The organism is Brevibacillus sp. FIR094, from assembly GCF_050477165.1.
Classification (GTDB): Bacteria; Bacillota; Bacilli; order Brevibacillales; family Brevibacillaceae; genus Brevibacillus.
Genome location: NZ_JBEAES010000029.1, coordinates 38,692 through 61,622, shown reverse-complemented (window position 1 = coordinate 61,622; position 22,931 = coordinate 38,692). Strand labels below are relative to the sequence as shown.

Below are 22,931 nucleotides of genomic sequence, written 5' to 3'. Positions count from 1 at the left end.
GTCATTTTGTTCTTTTCTCAAGTAAATACTACTTTCTTATCTGATTCAACTGTACTTCTAGCTCGATCCGCTTATTTACCACTGCTATGGATTTCAACACTAACCCTCAGCCCAATTTTTCGCCACGTGACTATTCATCTTCGTGAACAGCAGGAAGGCCAACAATAAGGCTATACTTACAACGCCAAGTCCTAACCAATTCAAGTGGAGGACGGAGGAATTGCTAATCACAAGACCACCTAGACCAGATCCAAGCGCGAATCCAAACTGAATGAAAGACGTGTTCACACTTAAGGCAATATCAGGTGAATGGGGCACTAAGGTGACGATATTTAATTGTTGAGCCGGCGAGATGCTCCAGGTCGCCAACATCCAAATCATTAAGACACCGATTAACAATACCAGGTTGTTTCCAACAAGAGATAATAAGAAGAACATGACTACTTGCAAGGTTAGCCCCAGGAAGATGGTGGCTTTTGGCCCTTTCGCATCTGCCAATAGTCCTCCGACTCTCGAACCAACGAAACTGCAAACCCCAGCCAAAAATAAGATTCCACTGATTTCGGTAATCGAAAGAGGCGATGTAGCCTGTAGGAACGGCGTAATATAGGTAAACAATATCGAATAGCCTCCGATATAAAGCAAGGTGATGACTAAAGCTACCAGAATTCTTTTGTCTTTTAAGATAGAGAGCTGCATTCCAATGGTAACGGCTTCTTTTTCTTTAATGGAAGGAACTCTTTTATAGATAACGAGCAGTGGAAAAATGCTTACGAATCCAATCCAAATAAACAAGGATTTCCAGCCAAGCCAATCACTAAAGTAAGTGCCGATGGGAACACCAAATACGAGTGAACTGCTGAGCCCCATTAAAATGATGCCGATGGCGTTGCCCCTTTTTTCTTTAACTACTAGCCTAGTCGCCACCGCCATAGCGACAACGGTTGCGATGCCGCCACTCAGCCCTTGCAAAATACGAGAAACAAGTACGCCTTCAAAGGTAGAGCTAAAAAATGTTAACCAATTACTGAGGATGAACACACTAAGGGCAATGATCAATACTTTCTTACGGTCAACATTAATGGTCATTGCAATCAAGATCGGGGCACCTATAGCCGCTGAGAGAGCAAACGCAGTCACTAATAATCCTGCGACCGAAGTAGAAACCCCCAAGTCTAGCGCAATCATTTCGATGACTCCTGTAATGATATATTCAATGGTCCCGATCAAGAAAACAGCCAGAGCCAGAATATAGATCACTGTACTATTTTTCAATTTTCTCCAGCTCCTTTGTTCAGATCATTCTTTTTTACCGGGATTTGAATTTCTATCAATTGGATATCTTGTTCCGTGGGGAGCGGTAAATAAATCTCTCTGCCAGGTTGATCTTCCTTGATTTGATAACCATTTTTTTCGATCCATGTAGCTAAATCCACACAAGCCGTACAAGCAAAGGCCGAATCAGAGCGGAAGGTCAGTGTCGCCATTAATTCTGAGGGAAGAGAACGAATATGAAGTTCATTAGGAAGCACTGACAGCTCGCGCTTTAAAAAATGGCCCACTTCAAATTCAAACTCATCCACGTTTTCATCCAATTCACTCCATATAACGATTTGGGGACTCTCCACCAGATTCAGGTTTTCTTTTCTTATCCATTTGTTAAACGTTCGGAAAAGTTCCGGAATATCCTGTTCCTTACCGCGCGCTTTAAGTGAAAGAAATGGTTTATGTTCTACTGCTTTAATCACGACTTCCTGCTCTCTCTCCACACATCCTTCTTTCTCGATCAGCTGCATACGCTCCTTAATGCGAGTGAGTTTGGCTTGCTCAGTGTCGATGACCTGCTGAATTTCACTTCTTTTCAGGTTAAACATGCCTCGAATTTCTTCTAACGTAATGTCTTCGTTCAGGAGCTCAGTAATTTGTGGCAATGTAAAACCTAATTCCTTATACATAAAGATTCGGTTAAGCTCGAGGAGCTGGTCGGCTGAATAATATCGATACCCTGTGTCCTGGTCAACAGTTCTTGGTTTTAACATGCCAATGTGGTCATAATAGCGCAATGCTTTTAAGGAAACCTTGCTTAACCTGGAAAATTCACTGATTTTGAACAAAATATCGCCTCCAATCTCGATGATATTCAGAGTATAAAGTTTCCTGTGCAGGGGAAAGTCAAGTAGAAAAGCAAGCATCGCCGGAGAAACAGCCATTTCACATTTACAAATCTATAAAAATAGATATAATGATCTATATGGAACCTTCATTGATTTATAAAGCTTTGTCTAACGAGACTCGTAGTCAAATTATGCAATGGTTAAAGAATCCAGAGGAATTCTTTGATGAAAAGCTCTATTTACAACAAGGCCTCAGTTTTCGGATTGGTGTATGCGTGGGAGATATTCAGGCAAAATCGGGACTTGCACAATCTGTTATCTCGAGCTATTTGTTGACAATGCAAAAAGCTGGTTTGCTAGAATCTGAGCGAATTGGGAAGTGGACGTACTATCGTCGGAACGAAAAGATCATACAGGAATTTTCCGAGTACATCAAAACGAAACTATAAACGGAAAGGAGCTCTTTTTTTGTTTATTTATATCTATAATTCTGGATATATGAATATGATAGGAGGCTTACATTTAACATGAAACAGGTTAACCCTTTGCTTATTATGATTCTGGCTTTAGGCGTATTCGGCATTATTACAACGGAAATGGGAATTATAGGTGTTTTACCCCAGGTCACTCAAAAATTCAATATTTCCACTGCGCAGGCCGGATGGCTTGTAAGCATATTTGCTTTAGTTGTTGCCATTTCAGGTCCATTCCTGACATTACTCGTTTCTGGTATTAATCGTAAAGTCATTTTATTAACCGCTGTGCTTATTTTTGCGATTTCAAATATTGTTTATGCCTTCACAACCAGGTTCGATGTGATGCTAGTTTTCCGTATTCTCCCTGCTATTTTTCATCCCGTCTTTTTCTCGATTGCCCTTGTGACCGCAGCCAAACTTGTCCCTCCGGAAAAAAGCAGCAAAGCGGTCACAAAGGTTTTCGCCGGAATAACGGTCGGATTTGCTTTTGGCGTGCCTTTGACTTCTTATCTCGCGGACAAGGTATCGTTAGAAGCTGCTTTCCTATTTGGAGCTGTTGTAAGCATGATTGCCTTTGTAGGAATACTAGCTTGGCTTCCTTCCATGCCTGTTACGGAAAAAATGTCTTACGGCCAGCAGCTAGGTATATTACGCAAACCTCAATTGTGGTTAACGATCGCGACCGTTATTTTTATCTTTGCAGCTATGTTTTCTGTGTACAGCTACTTTGCTGAATATTTAGGACAAGTAACACATATGAACGGATCATGGATTAGTATCATGTTGATGGCCTTTGGAATCATCATGATTTTCGGAAATTTTTTATTTGGGGGCTTTTTGCATAAAAGCATTACAAAGACCGTTATCTTGTATCCTCTGCTCTATGCGGTCCTTTACTTATTCACTTATTATCTAGGTTCTTCTTTCTTTCCGATGGCTGTTATCGTATTCCTTTGGGGGACAGTGCATTCCGGAGGGCTTATTGTCAGTCAAGCATGGTTAACGATTGAGGCAAAAGAAGCTCCCGAATTCGGCAACAGCTTGTTTGTCTCATTTTCCAATCTTGGAATTACTGTAGGGACTTTTATCGGCGGTTGGTTTATTTCTCACTTGGGCATACATCAACTCATGTGGAGCGGCATTACGTTTTCACTTCTAGCTTTCTTATTGATCATAGTAAAAATAAAAATTTCCAAATCGAACGCAGAGGAAGTAAACGTACGTTAAACGAACGGAATCGATCGATTAATATAACATGGCAGTCTAGAACATTGTTTCTGTGTTCAGGACTGCCACTGTGTTGTTAGCTCGTCTTCGATCAAAAAAATTTGTACTTACTTTATTGTAAACTTGTTTAAAGTAGCATCAGCGGCAAGCAAGGTAGCTCCAAGATTCTCTTGTGGTGCAGCTCCTTCCTTTCACACACAATGAGTCTATTATGCCCACCCAAAACAAAAACTTGCCCTTATGTAAGGCTCAGCTTAACTGTCATAACCGCGAAAAATGCGAAAGGAGCATGCCTCGGCAGCTCCTTTTGTTGTTGCTCCTTCCCTGTAGAACTTCAAATCTCTATTTTTGTCTCCAGAAACTCAAGGTACTTTGGGTCATCTTCCATAAAGATCGCAATCCCCGCACCCATGTAAGCCCGGGTCAGCTCGTCTGCAGCTTTTTCAAGGTTTTCCTGTTCGTAATACAATTGCCCTAACCGAAGATGGATGTAAGGATTCCCCAGCCCCTCCGGACACTGTACAGCATTAAAGAAACACTTGAATGCCTTATCGTAATTCTTCATTTGAAAATGGACATCCCCAATAGCCACATATATCCACGTTGCGGCCTCCCATTCTCGATGATTTTCCGGGAGTAATCGGAGGGCCGCGACGTACTTATTCTTGCCCTCCTCAAGATTGCCTGCTTTCACCAAATCATCGCCTTGTTTACACAACACGGTAATTTCGGTATGGGTAGAATCTGAAAGTTGCACTGTCGTCTCTCCTATCCTGTGTGATTTGAAGCCGCTGTAGGTATTCGCCTCTTTACCAGCCACGCACTATTGTTTTTTGAGTTTCATCAAAAATGATTGCGCCTGGTATTTCCGCCAAGTAGTCTATCGCCCAAATGATATGATTCGTGAATTCCCGTCCTTCATCAGGCGAGAATACGAAACGAATGCGTTCGGCACAGCCTTTGATTTCAGGCGGACAATCCTTGGTAACGCTCGCAATGTAATTTACATCTTCAGCTACACTACGGCCAGTTTCAAAATGAGCTGTAAAATTCCATCCCGGCCAACGGAGAATCAAGTATTTCTCTCTCGTAAACGGATTTGCTGATACTCCAATTTCCAGTCCGTTCTTTCTTTCAAAATCAAAATAGTCGCTTAACTCAGAAGCAAGACGCTCATGGGAGTAAGGATCGGACGACTTCGCAAGGTAGGCATGTATTACGGACATAAGATCTCCCCCATCGTACTGGATATTCTCAACCGCCAATCCAATTCTGGAATTCTTGAGCAAGTTCATTTCGGTTCAATCGGGCAATCCAATCACATTCCAGTGCATTTGTGTCATTCGATACAGTAAAGACTAATACTCCCGATTCGCTCATATCGGAGAAAAAACCTTCCTTTTTCAGTGATTCAAGCGCAGCCACGCAACACTCATAAACCTTCCCTTTATATTCCCTGTGTCTTTCCGCCGACTGCATACCCATCACTTCGTTATATAATAGATTGGAAATATCCTCAAAGAACTCAGCACCTTCGAATTCATGATCCCATTCCCCTGGACTCCAGCGATAATAAATCGCATCATCAGGGTCTCCGGCAATCATTTTGTTCAAGTGATCGGTTGAGTTTACCGCCGGACATACGGTGATTGCATCCGAGTCGGAATACAAGGCGTAACCGCAAAAGCTTTGTCCTGCATATTTGTTTCTGACTTGCTCGAATGCAGCCTTGGCAGCCACCTCGATTTTTACTTGCAGCACTTGAAAATCCATGTTCTCTCCTTTGTCCTACTTTTAGTCGAGCCTGTAACGACAGGATTGGAGGAGACTTCCCCCTCCGGCTTCGAGGCAACTCTCGCGGTTAAAGCCAAAAATTTCGCCGTTACTGTGGTATGATTCAGCTTAACGGTGCCAGCTCATCTGCGATCATTTTTGCCTTTTCCGCTAGCTCTCTCATATCATCCGCCGGAACAAGTTCGGCTAATTCGTAAGCCAGCGGATCACGGGAAAACTTGTACAACTCATCCCGAAGCAGGTTCCTTTTTTCTTCGGAGGCATCTATATAAAGTTTGCACGACTCCCTATCCTCATCCAAATCATGCAAATCGACATAGCCTGATTTCTGAGATTCCAACACAATGGCTGAAAGATCGATTAGAGCTGAGCAGGCAATATCAATTTCTGCTCGAAACGTCCCGTTAGCATTTTTGATATCAAATCCAATACTTCCGCCGCTTTTCAGGTCTCCCTCGGAAAGCAGAACATCCAGCCCCAAGTCCTTTAAAATCTGATCGAGCGTCACATTCGTTGAGTCCAGTTGTTCCAAATAGTCTATTAATGCCAGCGAATCATCGGACCCGCCAATTAAATCTCCCCACCATTTGCTTATGTACATGTTCTTCTCCCACTTTCTTTTAAGCATGGTAATGATCCAAATAAGATCATTTCACTCAAATGCATAATTATCAATACCGCTTTCACCGAGCCACCGTCAGGCTATCCCCGCCGCCTTTTGCAGACGAATGATCAGCTCCTTATACGGTCCCTGGGCCTTGCGAGCCAATGCAGCCAGCTTCTCCACCTTGCCCCAGATCGGGTACAGTACCCGCTCGGCCTCGTCATCCGACAGCGTCTCTATTTGCTGTACGAATAGCGACAGCTTGTCTTCGCTTTCCAGCTCCGGCTGAATCTTCAGCTTTAGCGAATCGTGGGAGCGCAGCAGGCAGGCGATCAAGGTGGGAGTCGAGCGTTCCGTTATGCCATAGGTTTCGGCGAAAACTGCTGTGAACTTGTCATGCACCAACTGATGCTCATCATCCACAAGGTCCATGTAAGCTTCAACAAGCGGAAAATACCGCTCAGACGAAAGCCCCAGCCCGAACACAGCATAACTGCCCGGCATTACGCTTTTTTCGCTTTCTGTATCCTCGTACCATTCATACTCTTCCATCGCCTCACGAGCATATTCCTCCAATAAAGGATGCAGCTCGGAATAAGCTAGAGCATTCGCAAAAAAACGGTGCGTGTCCGATTTGGCTAACCCCATGATGGGCAAATACTCCTTCACGCTGGATTTTAACTTGATTTTGTAGCTTTTCGGGAAGTCCTTTCGGAGCAGGGAGAGAATAAACGAAATCGCCCGCTCGTACGCCCCGGCTTCTTCCTTGCGAATCACGATTGTGAAGAGAGAAAAAACATCGTTGGCCTTGCACTCGACCAATTCATGGCGCATATGGACGTCTTCTTGCGAGAAGCTGTCACTGCCCTCCTTCAGCATACGCGCGGCTTTACTGCTGCCAAGCTGCTTCGCCAGCTCCAGAAAAGTCTGACCCTTGTTTTTGTTGAAGTCCGGCTCGTAACGAATAATCATCACCGCTCCGTACAACAGAAGATCGATAGGCTGATTCGGCTCATCCTTGTCCTCAAAAACAGCATCCGTCTTGATCACATACTCATTGGTCCTGTATTCGGAACGGGTGACATCATAGTAACGCGGCAAAAATACATTCTCGACCCAGTCGGTCAAAGCCCTAATAATATCTCTTCGATGCTCCGCGAGAGCCTCAACTTGCTCTTTATTCAACTCCTGAATCCGGTCAAATAAAGCGATCGTTTTTGCGGCTTCCGGTTCGGGGAACAAATGCGGATCAAGCAGATGACGCGCCAAAAAGAAGGTTTCCAGCCTGTTGGTTGGGTTAGAGCCCTTCTCCAATTTTCCCTCCATATAGGACTGAATTCGCTCCAGAAGCTGCCGCTTTTTCTCTTCGTATACCGTTTCCAGCACCGTTAATTCCACAAGCCCGTCCGTCGTTGCGAAGGTTCCTTGGAAGGTAAAACGGTAGTTGATCAACGGCGACGTTTCCAGCTTGTACAGCCTCTCCCTTACGATTTCCGCCAGCAGGGGCTGAACCTCATGCAATATCTGCTCCCGCGTAAAGGGTGAGGCTTTCATCGACTTTTTTCCTGCGGCACTCCCCACAGATTTTGAAGTTTCAACCCTAGTCCTACCCGGTCGATAATCTAGCATGACAAAGTTAAAGATGCCTACTTGCAGTGTGGTGCGTAAGACTACTTCCTCTGTGTCCTTTCGATTCTCCTGTTCGTCAAACCATTTATGTATCGCCGTTTTCGTCTCTTCCAGCGCTTCTTTTTGCAATTCGTTCATTGTCTCCCGCCTTTTTGCGTGTTCCATCTTATCTCAATATAATCATACTATGAAAATGGGAGAGCTTGTTGGAATTGTATACGACTCCCTGAGGTCGGTTAAAGATCAATTCTTAGGATGTAGGAAGTAGAGAGGGAGTATTATAAATCAATTGGCTTGGGTGAGGGTGAGGCCTATTCACAAATGGAGGATAAGGGGGGCTATGTATGAGTAGAATCGGGCTAAAAAAAATACATTATCATCCCGCAGAGCAAAGGGGAGAACGTCATAGAGGCCGTTCTCCCTTTTACGATTTTTCGCCGTCACTTATGGTATGGTTCAGCTTAACATGTTCATAGGCAAAAAATGTGAAAGGAGCCGCTGCTGCATGCTCCTCGTTGAAATTACTTATAGGTTTTGTTAATTGTCGTTGATTAGGAGTTCGCTATATTCTCCGCAGATCTATACTTCTGTTCATTATCTTCCTAATTTCGGTGGGCCTTTTTTACCCCACCCAACCTGCTTCGTAATCCCTCCTGTGAATATTTATGAGTCTTCCTTAGAATGCTTAAATGCTTGAACTAGTTCATTCATAATTATTTTTTTCCTTTAAAATTAATTCTTTATTGTTATGTAGTTCATCTTCTTTATAAAATTTTCCCTCAATTGAATATTATCACTTTGACTAAGACGTGCTAGATATAGTTGATATTCATTTATTAATTCATCCTTAAATTTAATCACGTCTAGACGAATTCCATTCTCTATCTCGATAACCATATCTAATTGATCAAAAGCAAGCTGAGTATTTCTTTTAGTCTGTGCTTGATGAAGAATTCCGTTCCTGATATCTGAGTAGAAGAACGCAGCAGTCCTTCTCGTGAATTGCCCTCTGAAATATGTACTCCTGGTCAAAAACTGCACAAATGCTTCCTTATGTCCTCTAAAAACCGTTACATCAAGTCCATAATAAAACTGATGGAGAGTTTCAATCAGTAAACAGCACAACGCCATTGAACTAAAACTGTAATCGATATGTCTATTGTCGCTTCTTATGTTCTCCGAGTATTCTTGAATTAAAAGTAGAAATCTGCCTTCCATTCTATCAGCAAATATATCAATAGCTTTTCTCCAATCTTGTTCAATACTAGTTATGGATAAATTTAACATTAGGTAATCATCGAGACAATACCTTGGAGAAATGTAGATATCATTGTGATACATTTTACACCTCTTTTCCAATTTGTAATAAATTCGTCTAACGTTCTGGTATTCTTAAACCCTAGAGGCATAAAGGATCGAATGTGACTGGGTGGCTCCGCTACTTACCTCGCGGGGTTGTTCGCTGAATCGACTTCTCCGTTTGTGTCATCTTGCGAACTAAGTCAGCAGCGTTAGATATGGTTTAGGTGAAGTTTCTTTGCATCTATGGTAATCTATAATAATTTTCTATATATTGTAATCTATCCTCAACGAAATTTTATCTATGTCATAGTTTCTTCTTAGATATTGACGATTGATAACTTCCTCAATGAAATGATATTTGACTTCTATTTTTGATTCACTGACTGTTATTAACTTAATACTTTCATTTATTAGTCTACATACTAAATCATTACTGTAATCAATAAGATGATAAAGAAATTCCTCATGTGGAAGTCTAGATAGAGTTTCCTTATTAAAACTGGCTTTTTCAATAAGTTTATAATGTTGTGTCGAAAGAAACGATTTAAACTCCAATACTTCTTCAGGTGACATCTCTATGAGATAGTCATATAAAAAATCCGATCTAGAGGTGTGTAATAAGTCTTCCCTATTACGAACATACACAAAGTAATCAGATCTTATCCATTCAACAAATATACAAATGTTCTTAGACATATCCCAAAGAACATATGAGAAAAAATCTCCCCAATTAATATTTAATAGTTCACTTTTATTAATTACTTTCTCAATTAAACAAAAACTAACTAATGGATTCTCCCAAATCGGGGGGCGACTATATGTTGTGGGTTTGAAAAAAAAGCTGATAGGTACCTCAAAATATTTTGATGCCCGTAATATATGCTCAAGAGATGGGTAAGCAATCCCTTGAAAATAATCGTTTATTCGTTCTTCTTCAAAACCAATCCATTTTCCTACTTCAAGTCGGTTGTATTTAAGTTGGTCTCTGCACAATTGTGTTATTTTATTTCCAAAGCTTGACGCAGTAAACTCAAATTTTCCCTTTAAATAGTCATCAAACTGTTTGAATTCTAAATAACTAGAGTTCCTGTTTTTCTCTATAAGTTGTAACTCTGATTCAGAAAATTTGTATGTTGCATTTGTTTGTATTCGTCTCACGAGTTCATTTAATTGCTCCCCATTTACCCGAATACTTCTTGTACCCCGTCGTGTATAAATGATATCTTGCTCTACTATAACTCCTCTATCTGATGAATACGACTTTGGTGAAACACATATTTTCTGAGCTTGGTATATTTGTATCAGGCCTAATTTTTTGTTACTATCAATCTCGTCGTTAAAGTACAAAATCTTAAAATCAATTGAGTAACTTAGTGCAGACTCTATTTTTTGTGCAAGTTCGGCCTCATCAATCTCTTCACTTACTCCGACTAATTCATGAGACTTGTCTTTAACTCCCAGTAATAAATATCCACCTCTGCTATTTGCAAATGCTAGTATGTCCTTCAGAATTTCATAAAATTCCACCTTTTTTGATATTGATAATTCCTCTTTGAAATCCCAAAGATTGTCTTCCCGACCTTCATCTAGTATCTCGTAAAATTTATCTTTAGTTAGCATAAATTTATGACCTTCTTTTCAAAGAATTTCACCTAACGTCTTTTCCCGGAATTCATTAACACCTCCATCATAGCCCTGTATCCGAAGAAATTACCTAGTACTCATCATACCATATCATGGAAAATGGCAGACAATATCCCAGCTAAAAAGAGCAAAACAACCCCTGAAACTCAAGGTCTCAGGGGTTCTGCAAATTCTTTGTATCAAACACCTTAAAAAACTTTCCACACTTCACTACAATTCGCCGTCACTTTTGATAAGGTTCAACCATTCACCGATCAACATTAAGCACATAGTTGATTTTGACTATTAGGTATACACCAACATTTAAAGCATGGGATAATAACCTCATGCTTTAACGATTATTTCATTAATTTCTAAATGGTAACCTAATTGGATGATATTACATTCGGATAATTTACTTGTTTAATATCATTTAAATAATTTTTCAATCTCTGCTTTTGACCCTCACTCTCAATCTTATTAATCATTCTTCCAGCTAAATCAAAATACTCCTCAGCTTTGTCAAAAAAGCCGTGTTCCCTCTCTAATGCCCCCCATAATATGTATGTATCAGCTAAGTCATACACATCTTTATCATTTTCCCTTGTACTCATATCAACTGCTTCTTGATACATCTTTCTACCCTGATTGAAATTTTTGAATTTAAATAGAAATCTTGCATAACCACGTATATTATATATTTTGTTAAGTTTATTAGACGACTTTTCAATACTTTTACGCCAGTAGTAATCAGCACTTTCAAGGTCTCCAGTTCGTTCTAAAGTATTTGCTAACAAAGCATACTCACTATCTGATACTAACCTCTCTATTTTAGGTAGAAAATATTGTGCTTGATTTACGAGGAATCTCCTTTGCTGGTTAAAAATTCTTGTTAGGTTTATATTTTTGTTAATATTCATTTCAAGTTTAATTAGTTCAACATCCATTGCAGTAATTTTAGTAAAAGTGTCCGTAAGCTTCTCCCTAATTGTTCTTTCAGTTTCATGTTTCTTTTGTCTCAGTGAAATAAACAACGATACAAGTGAGATAACAAGAGCAACGACAGATGCAATATCTTTGAATTCCATTATATCCCCCTTTACTTCATTACTTTAGCAGGTTATAAACCACTCCTAGTTAATGATGTGGTTTCTTTAAGAACTCACTTGTTTAATTAAAACTTCTTTATACCATTCATTAAAAGGCTGAAGGAAACTACTTTCGTTTATCCAATCTTGATTATTCAAATCAAAGGTGTGAATAAAATGACCAGTTGTTCCAACATCAAATATTCCACCATCAATCCCTTGATTTCGTATTATCAGCATAGGTAAACCCAACATAAAAGCCATTGAGGCTTCAATCTGATTCCAAGGAGTTGGTAATAATTTATTTTTTATACCCATTTCTTGGCAAGTACTAGGTTTAGAAATTCCTTTTTGTACTATCATTTGAGGAAATCCTAATATGACAGCCCCAGAACATTGTCTCATCAATTGCTCAACTGCTTTCATTGGGGAAACATTAGGAAAATCAGTCGCACCTATTGTTCTGGAACACATTCCTCTAGTTTCTAATAGATTTTGTATCGTTAGAACAGTGGATTTTTGATTATTATCTAAAGCATTAGGTCTACTAACAAATATATTAAAGAACATAGTATTTCCCCTTGTTATCAACTTATTACCAATCATAGCATAATCCACTATTTATGGTAGGCTTCACAAGTACAAAACAACAAAGAAACGTAAAGGACATTGAATTGTTCTTTAACGCTTCCATTAAAAATAACTTTGTGCTTACTTATGATAAGGCTCCCCCCGACTAATCCGAAACGCCCGATAAACCTGCTCAAGTAGTATTAACCGCACCAACTGATGCGGAAACGTCATCTTCGAGAAAGACAACAACGCATCCGCCCGCTTCAACACCTGATCAGCCAACCCCAACGACCCGCCAATCACGAACGCCACCTGACTGCGCCCATGCAAAGCCAACTTGTCCATCTCCGCAGATAGCTTCTCCGACGACCACATTTGCCCATCAATCGCCAGCGCAATCACGTACTGATCCTGCTTGATCTGCGCCAGAATACGCTCGCCTTCCTTGCGCTTCACCTGCTCCATCTCCGCCGCACTCATCTCTTCCGGCGCCTTTTCATCATTGACCTCTATTACTTGCAGCTTGCAGTAAGCAGACAGACGCTTGCTGTATTCATCAATGCCCTCACGCAAATATTTCTCCTTCAGCTTCCCTACCGTAATAATCGAAATTTGCATGAACCTACATTCCCTTCTCTTTCAAAAGCGCAATCTGCCCAGGCTCTCCACATTCCCGACAACGCTTGTCTACTCCATCGCCCTCAATCGCCTGAGCCGCATACGTATCCGGCGCCGTCTCAAAATCGTTTACGTAATCATCCAACTCCTGCTCCAAATGCTCCATGCAAGCAAACCGCACCGGATATTCCGCCAACAACTCAATTTCCTTGCCTTCTATTTGAATGCTTTTCATCTTCATGTCCATATCAAATACCTCTTTTCCGTTCAATAATGTCGCTTCCTATTCTACCCCAGAACAGCAACAAAACAAATCAATCCACCAAAAAGACAACGATGGGTTTACAAACATACAGTTAAAGCTGTAGAGAGAAAAAAGAAGAAAACGGCGAAAGTCTTTGGGATACCAACTGAAGCGTAATGGAAAAAGTGAAACCTGCCTTTAGCGTCCACCTCTGAGACACTGCGTAGCTACGCGACTTTGGACGCGGGTTTCACTTTTTCCATGGAGCTGGGCAGAACCACCTCACGGCAGGTAGCCCAAGAACTTGAGCGTTTTCTTCTTTTTTCTCTCCTCCACTAAAAGTCCGACCGACGAACAAAAAAAAGAGAGCGCCGTATCAGCTCGGCGCTCTTAAGTAGGGATCTATTTAAAAATAGATAGAGGGGGGAACTTCAGATGCTGCATATATGCAAACGGGATAAAATGCATCCCGGAATTGCCCGTCAAAGTTTGATTCCTTCACATACCTGCCTACAAAATGGCTTGGTCAGTACCTCTTACTGCTGTGGCGGTGCTGTTAGCTTCACTTTGGCAGTCTTCTGGATACCATCTCGATAGTACGTAACGTCCATCGTATCGCCCGGCTTTTTGTTCATCGTCAAATACTTCCGTAGTTGAGCGCTGGTGGAAATGTTCTTGTCATCCAGCTTGATAATGACGTCGAATTGTCTCAAGCCTGCTTGACCCGCAGGAGAGAATTTGCCTACTTCCGTTTGGACGACAACGCCACTTTGCACTTGCTCAGGCAGATTCAAGGTTTCTTTCCATTCGTAGCGCGGCACATTAGCCAAGTCGAGTGGCTGCACACCGAGGTAAGAACGTTCCAAGGTTCCTTTTGCCATCAGCTGGTCCACGATCACTTTGACATCATTAATCGGGAGGGCAAAACCTAATCCTTCGACACCTGCCTTGGAAATCTTCAAGGTGTTAATCCCGATGACCTGACCCTCGATGTTCACGAGGGCACCACCACTGTTACCAGGGTTGATCGCTGCGTCTGTTTGAATGACGTCCAGCTCCCAGTCATCCTGGCCATCTTCGTTAAAGTCCATTGGCATGGAGCGTTCTTTGGAACTGATGATGCCTTGTGTAACGGTCCGGGAGAACTGCATACCCAATGGATTCCCGATGGCAATGGCCGGTTCACCCACCTGTAAGGTAGAAGAATCACCAAACTCAGCAACGTCTGTAACCTTGGAGGCGTCGATTTCTAGTACAGCCAGATCGGTGTAACCATCGGCGCCGACCACCTTTGCCGGTACTTTTTCACCTGTTGGCAGGGCGATTTCCAGCTTTTGCGCCTTGTCGATTACGTGGTAGTTGGTAACGATGTAGGCTTTTCCGCCCTTTTTCTCAAAGATGACACCAGAGCCTTGACCCTGCTCTACATCCATCGAGTTCTGCATCCAACTGCTTCTGCGCTGACCGATGTTGATTACACCAACGATCGCATTTTCCACTTTTTTCACAGCATCCACTGTACCAGAGCCTACACTTACAGATACTGGCTTGACAAACGGGTTAGAAGAAGAGGCATTGCTGCTGATCGCATTTTCTGCTCCAGGCTTAACCATATTAATATATCCCGCATTGGAGAGAGTCGGCAGCGTGAGCAGGACGACCATTCCCCCAATTACCGCGGACGTTACTGACGTCACGACCATACGTCCAATGTTAGAACCGCGTTGTTTTTTTCTCTCCACATGAGTTAAATCATCATAGAAACCCATGATTCATACTCCCCTTTCTACTTTCTACCATTACTAGCTTTGCAGGTTTTTCATACTCGTATACACAATGACATGCGCCGTATTTGGTTTGCATGATTGATTTCGTTGATGTCTGTTTCCTTTTGACACCCTTAGTATACGACCCGCTTTCGGCAAAATGGCGTGAGAATTATGGAAAGGTTGTGGAATAGAAAAAAGCTCTCGGAATATTTCTCCGAGAGCACGGATATGATAGATTAAAAGCTTTTACCTGCCAGACCAAATAGAAAGGATTGATAGACTTGAAAGAAGTCCACCTCATCGCCAAGCTGGCTGACCTTCAGAAAGTAGACTACCACAATACGCTTGTCCTGCATGCCTTGATCGAGCTGCTAGTAGCCAAAGGACTGCTGACACATGACGAGCTGACTGCCAAAGTGAATGAGCTCGATACACAGTTAACTTTCCACATCGATACGTACGCGAAGCTCACTGAGCGCATCGCCAGTCGTCAAACGGGGATCAAACCGATCTTATAGCTCTTCCAGCTTGGTAGGTCGATCCGGGTACGTATCGCGCAGATGCACATCGTCACCAACAGATAGCCCCTGCTCCTCCAAGATGTTTTTGACCGTCAGTCGGGCCAAATCAATCATGTTGTTTTCCTTACTCAAGTGGGCGAGGTATACACGTTCTGCCCCACCTGTTAGACAATCGAGCAAAGCATCGCCCGCCGCTTCATTGGACAAGTGCCCAACATCACTCAAGATACGTCGCTTGATGCTCCAAGGATACTGGGACATACGCAACAGCTCAACGTCATGATTGGACTCGAACACATACGCATCTGCTCCACGAATCGTCTCTTTAATCCGATCACTGACATACCCCAAATCTGTCGCGACACTTAGCTTTTTCTTGCCATCATAAAAACAGAAGCCCATCGGCTCAGCGGCATCGTGCGAGATTCCGAATGACTCGATGCCCAAATCCTCTAACTCTTTCTTTTCCCCCACAGAAAAGAAGCGTCGCTGATCTTCCTTGATCGTCCCGATTTGCCCATCCAGCTCCGACCATGTCTTTTCATTGGCGTAAATCGGCAATCCATATCGCCGCGCCATGACGCCGACTCCTTTAATATGGTCGACGTGTTCGTGGGTGACGAGAATGGCGCTCAGATCGGCTGGATTGACGCCAATGGTCTCCAGTGCCGCTTCTGCCTGCTTTCCTGTAATGCCTACATCGATCAATATGGAAACACGGTCTGTTGCCACATAAATGGCGTTGCCCGTACTCCCGCTTGCCAACACACTAAATCTCACCGAACATCCCTCTTCCCGTATCTTTCCCAGGCTGTCTATCTATTCAACGCTGCGTTACCATCGGACGCTCCAGCGCTCCTGTAATCGCGTTGACAAAATGCCATTTGCCATCGTGAACCACGCGCCAAACAGGCACCAGTGTCTGAATATCGGCATCGTAAGAACCGTAATAACCCAAGCTCACATTCTCAATCCGTTCCCCTGGTGAAATGATTTGCTTGTCCACCAGAGAGCGTAGTGCCGCATAACCAGAGATCACCTGTCGTTCTCCCTGCTGCTTGCGAAGGTGGAAAAAGGTCTGCCTGTATCCGAGTATCGTTCCATTGTCCAAATACATTTCCAACGGGGCGACGAATACTGGCATTTTATCATAGACCTGCCAATACAAGAGCCGCGCTTGATTCGATTGATACGGATCGGCTACGTATTGATCAGAATAAATCAGCCTCGGACCAATTTGACGCAAGAGCTCCTGCGGATTCAGTTGACCACGAATCTGCATCGGTGGGTCCAGCTTGGCAGCCAGCGCCATCTTTTCCACTGTCGCCTGAAGTCCTGATATCTCATGCAAGGAAATCGGATTAATTCCGATATACTCAGCATCCAAATTGGACATTTCCGGTGTATCCTGCGGCACTTCTGTATCCAATGTGATATTTTGCTGATTCAAGTACAGCTCTGTATTCCATTTCTCGTTCTGCGCGACTTCCTTGTCATTCCACAGGCTAATGCGCGTCACATACACCTGATACAGGAGAAACAGATCGAGGAGAAGAAAGGCCCAGATCAGAATCGTCTTGGTCCTACTCCAATCCATGCGCCTTCCCTCCTCCCTGTTTGGTGTGCGCAGAAATATACAGGTTCGCCTGATTCGCCAATTCCACAACCCAGATTGGCATCAGGTCTACGTATCCTTCGCCTACTTTGGTATGGTAAGCCAAATAAGCGTTGGTGATTTTTTCTGTATCCGCCAGCTTTTTGTCGCGGATATATTGATACAGCTCCGGACCAGACATAACCGTCCACTCTTTATTATCGATATACTTGTCCAAATCCATCAGCGATCGGCTCATCGTCACAACCTGGCCTGCCTCTGATGTAATTTGGATGGTATCGATCTGCCTGGCCTCCCCTTCGCTGATCAAGGGATACGCCCCCAAATACTGGCGGAACGTGATCAAGTCCTTTTCATTGTAGCTCTTCTTGATTCGTTCAAAATGATAGTCATCAAGCCAGCCTAAGTGCTTATTCATGAAGGTAACGGCACTCTGCACTTTTTCTTCATCAGACAGCTCCTGATCCCGCTGTTGGTACGCTGGATCAGTAAACGTGAACGCCTGCTGCTCCGATCTCAATTGAATTGATCTGCTGCCATCTGTAAAAATAACCGTTTTGTCCCGCTCCATGATCTGTCTGACGAGCGACTGATCGATAAAGTAGGACTCGATCAATCTTTCATTCGTAACAGGTACATAGCTGTAGCGGAATTGCTGCATGCGCATCTGATTCTTGGGCAAATAATAAGTGCTCCACATCAGCGCAGGTCTTTCTAAATCTACGAAGCTTCGCTCTGGTTTGACGATTTTCATGATTTGCTCAGGCATTAAATCACCGGAAGCCAAATAAGATTCTCGCAAATCCTTAGGGCTAATCGACGTTCGAGAACGCATCATTCGACCTTCCTCAGTCGACAAAAATAACGCGTAGACGACATCCTCGTCCTTCTCGTAGTACAACCACAATCGGTCAATCCCTTTCATTCGGTTGTCAAACTCATCCCGAAAGGTTACCAGCCGACCTACAATTGACAAGGGAACCGTGCTCCGAAAGCGCACTTCCAATCCCATCTTTTCCCGGGCAATATCTTCCCATTTCTCATTGGAGATGGTGAGCGGAGAAAAATCGAGGAAGATCCATTTCGACATTTCTCGCACGATCAAACTGTAAGGTGCATCGGTTGCGGATGCTTTCGTGTGGCGATCTTCCCCATAGTGAAAAACAACGGATTCCGGCGTAACGAGCTGTTCGAGTTGTTTTTCCTGAACTGGCTTTGACTGCGTGTACTCTGCCGGCTCAATAAATTGAAGGTTAGGTTGATTCGACCACAACATCGCTGTCAAAACAAAGCTGGCTAGCACTAGCAGATTGAGTAAGACGGTCTTGGCAGGCTCTAGCATCCGCTTCATCCCGTTTTTCCTCCTTGGGCAAATGGCACCCAGAACGTGACTGTCGTTCCCACGTTCCATTCGCTCGTAATCTCGATATCTGCACCGTGTGCCTGTACTAATTCACGGGCAATCGCCAATCCCAGGCCTGTTCCACCCTGACCGCGCGAACGCGCCTTGTCTACGCGGTAGAAGCGCTCAAAGATTCGCTTCAAATCGCGGCTGGGAATACCGATTCCTGTGTCCGTGATGGAGATTTGGACCCGCTTTTGCTTGTGGTTCTCTTTTGCCATGAGAACCACGGTGCCTCCTTGAGGCGTATACTTGATCGCATTGGACAAAAGATTATCCAATACTTGATTGATCACATCCAAATCAATATAAACCGGCGGAAGCTTCCTCGGCATATCCAGACTGAGCTGAACCTCCTGTTGCTCACTGAACATGGAAAAACGATCGGCAGCATAATGTAGCAATCGGTTGATGTCCGCTTCCTTACAATGCAGACGAACCCCCTGCGAATCAAAACGCGATAGCTGCAACAAATCGTTTACCAAGCGAATCATACGCTCTGTCTCCGACGAAGTAACCTTCAAGAACCGTTGGGACAGCTCTGGATCTTCCACTGCGCCATCCAGCAGGGCTTCCACATAGCTTTTAATGGTCGTCAGTGGTGTCCGCAGCTCATGCGACACATTCGCCACGAATTCGCGGCGCTGCTGCTCCAGTCGTTGCTGCTCCGTAACATCCGCTACGACCGCGATGATCCCACCCATTTTTTTGCTATCGTGCTGCAAGGGCGTAAACGTCACACGCAGGATCACTTCTTCCTTATTCGGTAGCGTCATCTCAATGATAAGTGGCTCTTCCTGCGCATAGAGCGACATCTCATCCTCTGGCGGCAGCCCCAGCAGCTCATACAAGGTGCGTCTCTTGAGTAGGACGTCAGCCATCGTCACCTGTAACATATCTTCTGCAGCTCGATTAAACAAGATGATCTGCCCATTTCGGTTAGCGGCAATGACACCGTCCGTCATGTTACTCAAAATTCCCGCGAGTTTCTCACGCTCTTCTTCTTGCTGCAAGATCGCTTCCTGCAAACGCAAGGTCATATGATTAAAGGCCATACCGAGTTGGCCAATTTCATCATCGCTATAGACACGTACACTACTGTTAAAGTCTCCGTCTGCCACCAAGCGTGCCTGACGGGTCATCTCCTTCACAGGCTTGGTGATGGTGCGTGCCAACACGACCCCGAGCACCGCCGTAATGACCATTGCGATCATCGTACCTGTCCCCAAGATACCGTTCATTTTACCAATCGTCGCATAAGTGCCTTCCATCGAAGCGATCATGTAGACCGCACCGTATACGATTTGATCGCCCTTAACAGGTAGTGCCAATACTTTCACTCGCGCCCCCGTCTTCGGATCAATCCGCATCGATTCACTGCGCGTCCCGAGCAAGGCAACCGTCACTTCAGGCTGCGAGGTCCGCTGCCCAATTGTACTTTTGTCCTCTGTCGTCGCAACCACCGTTCTTGTCTGATCGATGACCTGCACATTCGCCCCATTGATTTTCACCAAGTTGTTGATCAGGTTGTCGATGTCCTGGCGGTTTTGTACGGCGTTGGATTCCTTCCCGTCATGCGGGCGCAAATCGCTTTCCAGCAAACTCGCTAACAAACTCGCTTGTCCATTCAATGCCTCGGAAAAGTTGTTGATATAGTAACTCTCGACTTCCCGGGCAAAATAGGCGCTGATAAATTGCATCGCAAGCAAAATCAACAGCATGTAAATGATGACCATTTTCCACTGAACGGTTTTGAACAGCCGCCTCATCCAGGCTGGCCTCCCATGCCGGGATTGCGTAATGTATAGCCCAAACCACGCCGTGTGATAATGTACTTCGGCTGGCTCGGATCATCCTCGATTTTTTCCCGTAAACGACGGATGGTCACATCTACTGTTCGTACATCGCCAAAATAGTCAAATCCCCAGACCGACTGCAGGAGATGCTCTCGCGTCAATACTTGTCCCTGATGGCGAGCGAGGTACACCAGCAACTCAAACTCACGGTGCGTCAGCTCTAATGCTTCTCCCACCTTTTCGACGGTATATGAGTTCAAATCGATTTCCAGCTCATGTACGCGCAGTACATGCTGGCTATCCTTCTCCTCCACTTTGGCTCGGTTACGGCGTAAATGGGCCTTTACACGAGCTACCAGCTCACGCGTACTAAATGGCTTCGTCACGTAATCGTCCGCGCCCAATTCCAACCCAAGTACTTTATCCAGTTCAGAGTCTTTGGCAGTCAGCATGATGATCGGAACATCATACGTTTGGCGAACGGTTCGGCATACGTCCATCCCATCTCTGCCTGGAAGCATAACATCTAGTAAAATCAGATCTGGTCGCTCATCCTTGACTACGACAAGTGCCTCATCACCATCGTAGGCGCATACGACCTGATATCCTTCTTTTTCAAACGTGAATTTCAAAATATCTGCAATCGGTTTTTCATCGTCAACTACGAGGAGTTTTGCCATCCTGCGCCCTCCTTTTTCTGTAAGTACGTGTTCCAACAGTCATCTGTTTCCTCTCAAACTGCCTCTTCAAGGATTCCACTTCGACCATCACTATTCCTCTACAATACACCATGTACGCCGTGTAAAGAAGGGCTTGGCATTCAATCCCTTCCAACAAAAAAAGGGCCCCTCCTAAGAGTTGCCCTTTCTTATCCAGAAATTACATGTCTATTTTAAGTAACGAATCGGGTTCTGGTTTCGTCCATTCTGTAGAACCTCAAAATGCAGGTGTACGCCGGTCGATTGTCCAGTAGAACCCTTTACGCCGATTTTCTTTCCTTGGCTAACAACATCGCCGACTTTCACATTAATGCTGCTCATGTGACCGTACAATGTCTTCATTCCATTGCCGTGGTCGATGATAACCGATTTTCCATAGTCACCATTCCAACCAGCGAATGTGATACGTCCATTGTCTGCCGCCATGACAGAACCAGCACCGGCAATATCAATTCCTTTATGCATGCTGCCCCAACGTTTGCCGAAGCCGCTGCTGATATATCCGCTAGCAGGCCAGCTCAAACGGCCTGTCCCGCGCGAAGGAATCACTTTTGTACCGCGCTCCATAATTTTGGTTACAGGCTGCATCGTTACATCTTGTTTGATAACTTTGCGATTAACTACTTGTCCATTTTCTTTCACAACTTCGTACTTAACTGTTTTACTGCCGTTTTTACCTTCTTGTACGACTTTTGTTTCGCCTTTAGGGACCTTGTCATTGTTATTAATTTGCGTATTAAAAGCGATAACCTCTTGCTGATCTACTTCTTCTTTGACTTGTACAGTAACCAGTGGACGCACTGCGGTTACATTGATTTCTTGTCCCAACTTAAGGACGCTATTTTCCGTAACACCTGGGTTGTTCGCGTAAATATCTTTTGATGTAATGCCGTATTTCTTCGCGATGCAACCGATGCAATCGCCTTCTACGACCGTGTGCTTCATATCCTTGAAGGTGCCTTTTACCAGCAACTCCTCGAGTTTATCGGCAGACAAAATTTGAGATGCATCGACTGTTTCGGTTTGCATCTCTACATTTTCTTTAAATGCGACTTCTTTTACCGGATTTGGTTTGACTGGGACTGCTGATGCTGCTGCTACAACAGCCTTTTTCCCTGTCGTTGCAGGAACTCCGGAATATTTTTGCTTCACTTCAGCCAGTGCTTCATCAGCTGATTGCTGGTCTGGCAGGTAACCTACCACTTTGCCATCAATCGTTAGCTTAACGCCCTGAACCTTGAGATCCGCTACGGATGCTAGAGCTTGTACAGCGGCATCGTTATTGAACTGTGCCTTGAATTCACGCTCTTCTTCAAATGCGATATAGTTAGCCAATTGCAAGTTAAGGCCTGTTTTTGCCTTTTCCTCTTCCAGCTTGGCTGCTGTCCAATTATGTATCACATTTGGATCGTTTACCACGCCAATCTCATTGCCGTTCACACTGACATGGTAGACAGAATTGACATTGCTTGTGTAGTAGTATTGTGCAGATGCTCCAGCAGCAATCGTCAATACTAGGCCTGCCGCAACTGAAAGCGATTGTTTTTTATGCGACTGGATGTAAGAGCTTGTACGTTTCATAGTACGTTTCGCCAGATCACTGCAATCCCGAACGATTCGTGATGACCGTTCCTGCAGCTTGGCCTTCCATTCCGACCAATGCATAACTTGTCCCTCCTGAAAACAGATACAACTTGCTCGTTCTATTTCCTGAAAATTTTTAATTTATCGACTAGGTCGTATATCCCAAAATTTAGTTTCCATTTATCTGCCAAATTGCCTAAAGAAACCAACTATGTCGACTTTACCATAAGATT

Annotated in this window: 23 protein-coding genes; 3 read left to right on the top strand and 20 right to left on the bottom strand. The window is 43.9% G+C overall.

The features are described 5' to 3' along the window. Positions 1–99: 99 nt before the first annotated feature. Entirely contained in the window at positions 100–1,275 is a 1,176-nt protein-coding gene (locus tag ACQ5DJ_RS22410; RefSeq protein ID WP_429844375.1) for an MFS transporter, read from the bottom strand. Then, positions 1,272–2,114 carry a MerR family transcriptional regulator gene (locus ACQ5DJ_RS22405; protein WP_429844374.1) on the bottom strand — a complete coding sequence of 281 codons (843 nt, stop codon included), beginning with the start codon at positions 2,112–2,114 and terminating at the stop codon, positions 1,272–1,274. The genes ACQ5DJ_RS22410 and ACQ5DJ_RS22405 overlap by 4 nt, the downstream gene beginning before the upstream one ends. A 137-nt stretch (positions 2,115–2,251) precedes the next feature. Here ACQ5DJ_RS22405 and ACQ5DJ_RS22400 point away from each other — a divergent pair, with 137 nt between their 5' ends. After that, a complete protein-coding gene (locus tag ACQ5DJ_RS22400; protein WP_429844373.1) occupies positions 2,252–2,563 on the top strand; it encodes an ArsR/SmtB family transcription factor in 312 nt (103 codons plus the stop codon). Between the two features lie 78 nt (positions 2,564–2,641). Further along, a complete protein-coding gene (locus ACQ5DJ_RS22395; protein ID WP_429844372.1) occupies positions 2,642–3,817 on the top strand; it encodes an MFS transporter in 1,176 nt (391 codons plus the stop codon). A 334-nt stretch (positions 3,818–4,151) separates the two neighbouring features. Here the strand turns inward: ACQ5DJ_RS22395 and ACQ5DJ_RS22390 are convergent, their stop codons facing one another. The 12 genes from ACQ5DJ_RS22390 to ACQ5DJ_RS22335 all read right to left on the bottom strand — a co-directional run bounded on the left by ACQ5DJ_RS22390 (position 4,152) and on the right by ACQ5DJ_RS22335 (position 15,061). Further along, positions 4,152–4,574 (bottom strand): tetratricopeptide repeat protein, encoded by a 423-nt coding sequence (locus tag ACQ5DJ_RS22390; RefSeq protein ID WP_172139764.1) that lies wholly within the window; start codon positions 4,572–4,574, stop codon positions 4,152–4,154. A 52-nt stretch (positions 4,575–4,626) separates the two neighbouring features. Continuing rightward, entirely contained in the window at positions 4,627–5,043 is a 417-nt protein-coding gene (locus ACQ5DJ_RS22385; protein ID WP_429844371.1) for a hypothetical protein, read from the bottom strand. A gap of 28 nt (positions 5,044–5,071) precedes the next feature. Further along, positions 5,072–5,590: a DUF4303 domain-containing protein gene (locus ACQ5DJ_RS22380; RefSeq protein WP_429844370.1), complete on the bottom strand. Its 519-nt coding sequence runs from the start codon at positions 5,588–5,590 to the stop codon at positions 5,072–5,074. Between the two features lie 124 nt (positions 5,591–5,714). Further along, the gene (locus ACQ5DJ_RS22375; RefSeq protein WP_429844369.1) at positions 5,715–6,212 is read right to left on the bottom strand and encodes an imm68 putative immunity domain-containing protein; all 498 of its coding nucleotides are present in this window, start codon (positions 6,210–6,212) and stop codon (positions 5,715–5,717) included. 96 nt (positions 6,213–6,308) lie between these two features. Next, positions 6,309–7,982 carry a DUF6138 family protein gene (locus tag ACQ5DJ_RS22370; RefSeq protein ID WP_429844368.1) on the bottom strand — a complete coding sequence of 558 codons (1,674 nt, stop codon included), beginning with the start codon at positions 7,980–7,982 and terminating at the stop codon, positions 6,309–6,311. A 594-nt stretch (positions 7,983–8,576) separates the two neighbouring features. After that, on the bottom strand, positions 8,577–9,185 hold the full coding sequence (locus tag ACQ5DJ_RS22365; protein ID WP_429844367.1) for a hypothetical protein: 609 nt from the start codon (positions 9,183–9,185) through the stop codon (positions 8,577–8,579). Between the two features lie 225 nt (positions 9,186–9,410). Beyond that, positions 9,411–10,766: an RNA-binding domain-containing protein gene (locus ACQ5DJ_RS22360; RefSeq protein WP_429844366.1), complete on the bottom strand. Its 1,356-nt coding sequence runs from the start codon at positions 10,764–10,766 to the stop codon at positions 9,411–9,413. Between the two features lie 389 nt (positions 10,767–11,155). Further along, entirely contained in the window at positions 11,156–11,857 is a 702-nt protein-coding gene (locus ACQ5DJ_RS22355) for a tetratricopeptide repeat protein (RefSeq protein ID WP_429844365.1), read from the bottom strand. A gap of 66 nt (positions 11,858–11,923) precedes the next feature. Then, complete coding sequence (locus ACQ5DJ_RS22350) at positions 11,924–12,427, bottom strand: hypothetical protein (protein WP_429844364.1); 504 nt, start codon at positions 12,425–12,427, stop codon at positions 11,924–11,926. A 141-nt stretch (positions 12,428–12,568) separates the two neighbouring features. Continuing rightward, complete coding sequence (gene rlmH, locus ACQ5DJ_RS22345) at positions 12,569–13,048, bottom strand: 23S rRNA (pseudouridine(1915)-N(3))-methyltransferase RlmH (protein ID WP_048035457.1); 480 nt, start codon at positions 13,046–13,048, stop codon at positions 12,569–12,571. A 4-nt stretch (positions 13,049–13,052) separates the two neighbouring features. Next, positions 13,053–13,319, bottom strand: coding sequence for a CxxH/CxxC protein (locus tag ACQ5DJ_RS22340; RefSeq protein ID WP_429844363.1), 267 nt, complete (start codon positions 13,317–13,319; stop codon positions 13,053–13,055). A 509-nt stretch (positions 13,320–13,828) separates the two neighbouring features. Beyond that, positions 13,829–15,061: a S1C family serine protease gene (locus ACQ5DJ_RS22335; protein WP_429844362.1), complete on the bottom strand. Its 1,233-nt coding sequence runs from the start codon at positions 15,059–15,061 to the stop codon at positions 13,829–13,831. Between the two features lie 281 nt (positions 15,062–15,342). Between ACQ5DJ_RS22335 and ACQ5DJ_RS22330 the strand changes: the two genes are divergently transcribed. Further along, positions 15,343–15,579, top strand: a complete 237-nt coding sequence (locus ACQ5DJ_RS22330) for a hypothetical protein (protein WP_429844361.1) — start codon at positions 15,343–15,345, stop codon at positions 15,577–15,579. On the opposite strand, the gene ACQ5DJ_RS22325 is transcribed toward ACQ5DJ_RS22330, so the two are convergent. The 6 genes from ACQ5DJ_RS22325 to ACQ5DJ_RS22300 all read right to left on the bottom strand — a co-directional run bounded on the left by ACQ5DJ_RS22325 (position 15,574) and on the right by ACQ5DJ_RS22300 (position 22,779). Next, complete coding sequence (locus ACQ5DJ_RS22325) at positions 15,574–16,362, bottom strand: MBL fold metallo-hydrolase (protein WP_429844360.1); 789 nt, start codon at positions 16,360–16,362, stop codon at positions 15,574–15,576. The two genes, ACQ5DJ_RS22330 and ACQ5DJ_RS22325, sit on opposite strands and share 6 nt — an antisense overlap. Before the next feature lie 43 nt (positions 16,363–16,405). Then, positions 16,406–17,179 carry a two-component system regulatory protein YycI gene (locus tag ACQ5DJ_RS22320; protein WP_429844359.1) on the bottom strand — a complete coding sequence of 258 codons (774 nt, stop codon included), beginning with the start codon at positions 17,177–17,179 and terminating at the stop codon, positions 16,406–16,408. Further along, a complete protein-coding gene (locus ACQ5DJ_RS22315; RefSeq protein ID WP_429844358.1) occupies positions 17,166–18,548 on the bottom strand; it encodes a YycH family regulatory protein in 1,383 nt (460 codons plus the stop codon). Before ACQ5DJ_RS22315 ends, ACQ5DJ_RS22320 begins: the two co-directional genes overlap by 14 nt. Next, positions 18,545–20,368, bottom strand: coding sequence for a cell wall metabolism sensor histidine kinase WalK (walK, locus tag ACQ5DJ_RS22310; RefSeq protein ID WP_429844357.1), 1,824 nt, complete (start codon positions 20,366–20,368; stop codon positions 18,545–18,547). Before walK ends, ACQ5DJ_RS22315 begins: the two co-directional genes overlap by 4 nt. Continuing rightward, complete coding sequence (yycF, locus tag ACQ5DJ_RS22305; RefSeq protein ID WP_429844356.1) at positions 20,365–21,075, bottom strand: response regulator YycF; 711 nt, start codon at positions 21,073–21,075, stop codon at positions 20,365–20,367. The genes walK and yycF overlap by 4 nt, the downstream gene beginning before the upstream one ends. A gap of 207 nt (positions 21,076–21,282) precedes the next feature. Next, positions 21,283–22,779: a LysM peptidoglycan-binding domain-containing M23 family metallopeptidase gene (locus ACQ5DJ_RS22300; protein WP_429844355.1), complete on the bottom strand. Its 1,497-nt coding sequence runs from the start codon at positions 22,777–22,779 to the stop codon at positions 21,283–21,285. Between the last annotated feature and the right edge of the window lie 152 nt (positions 22,780–22,931).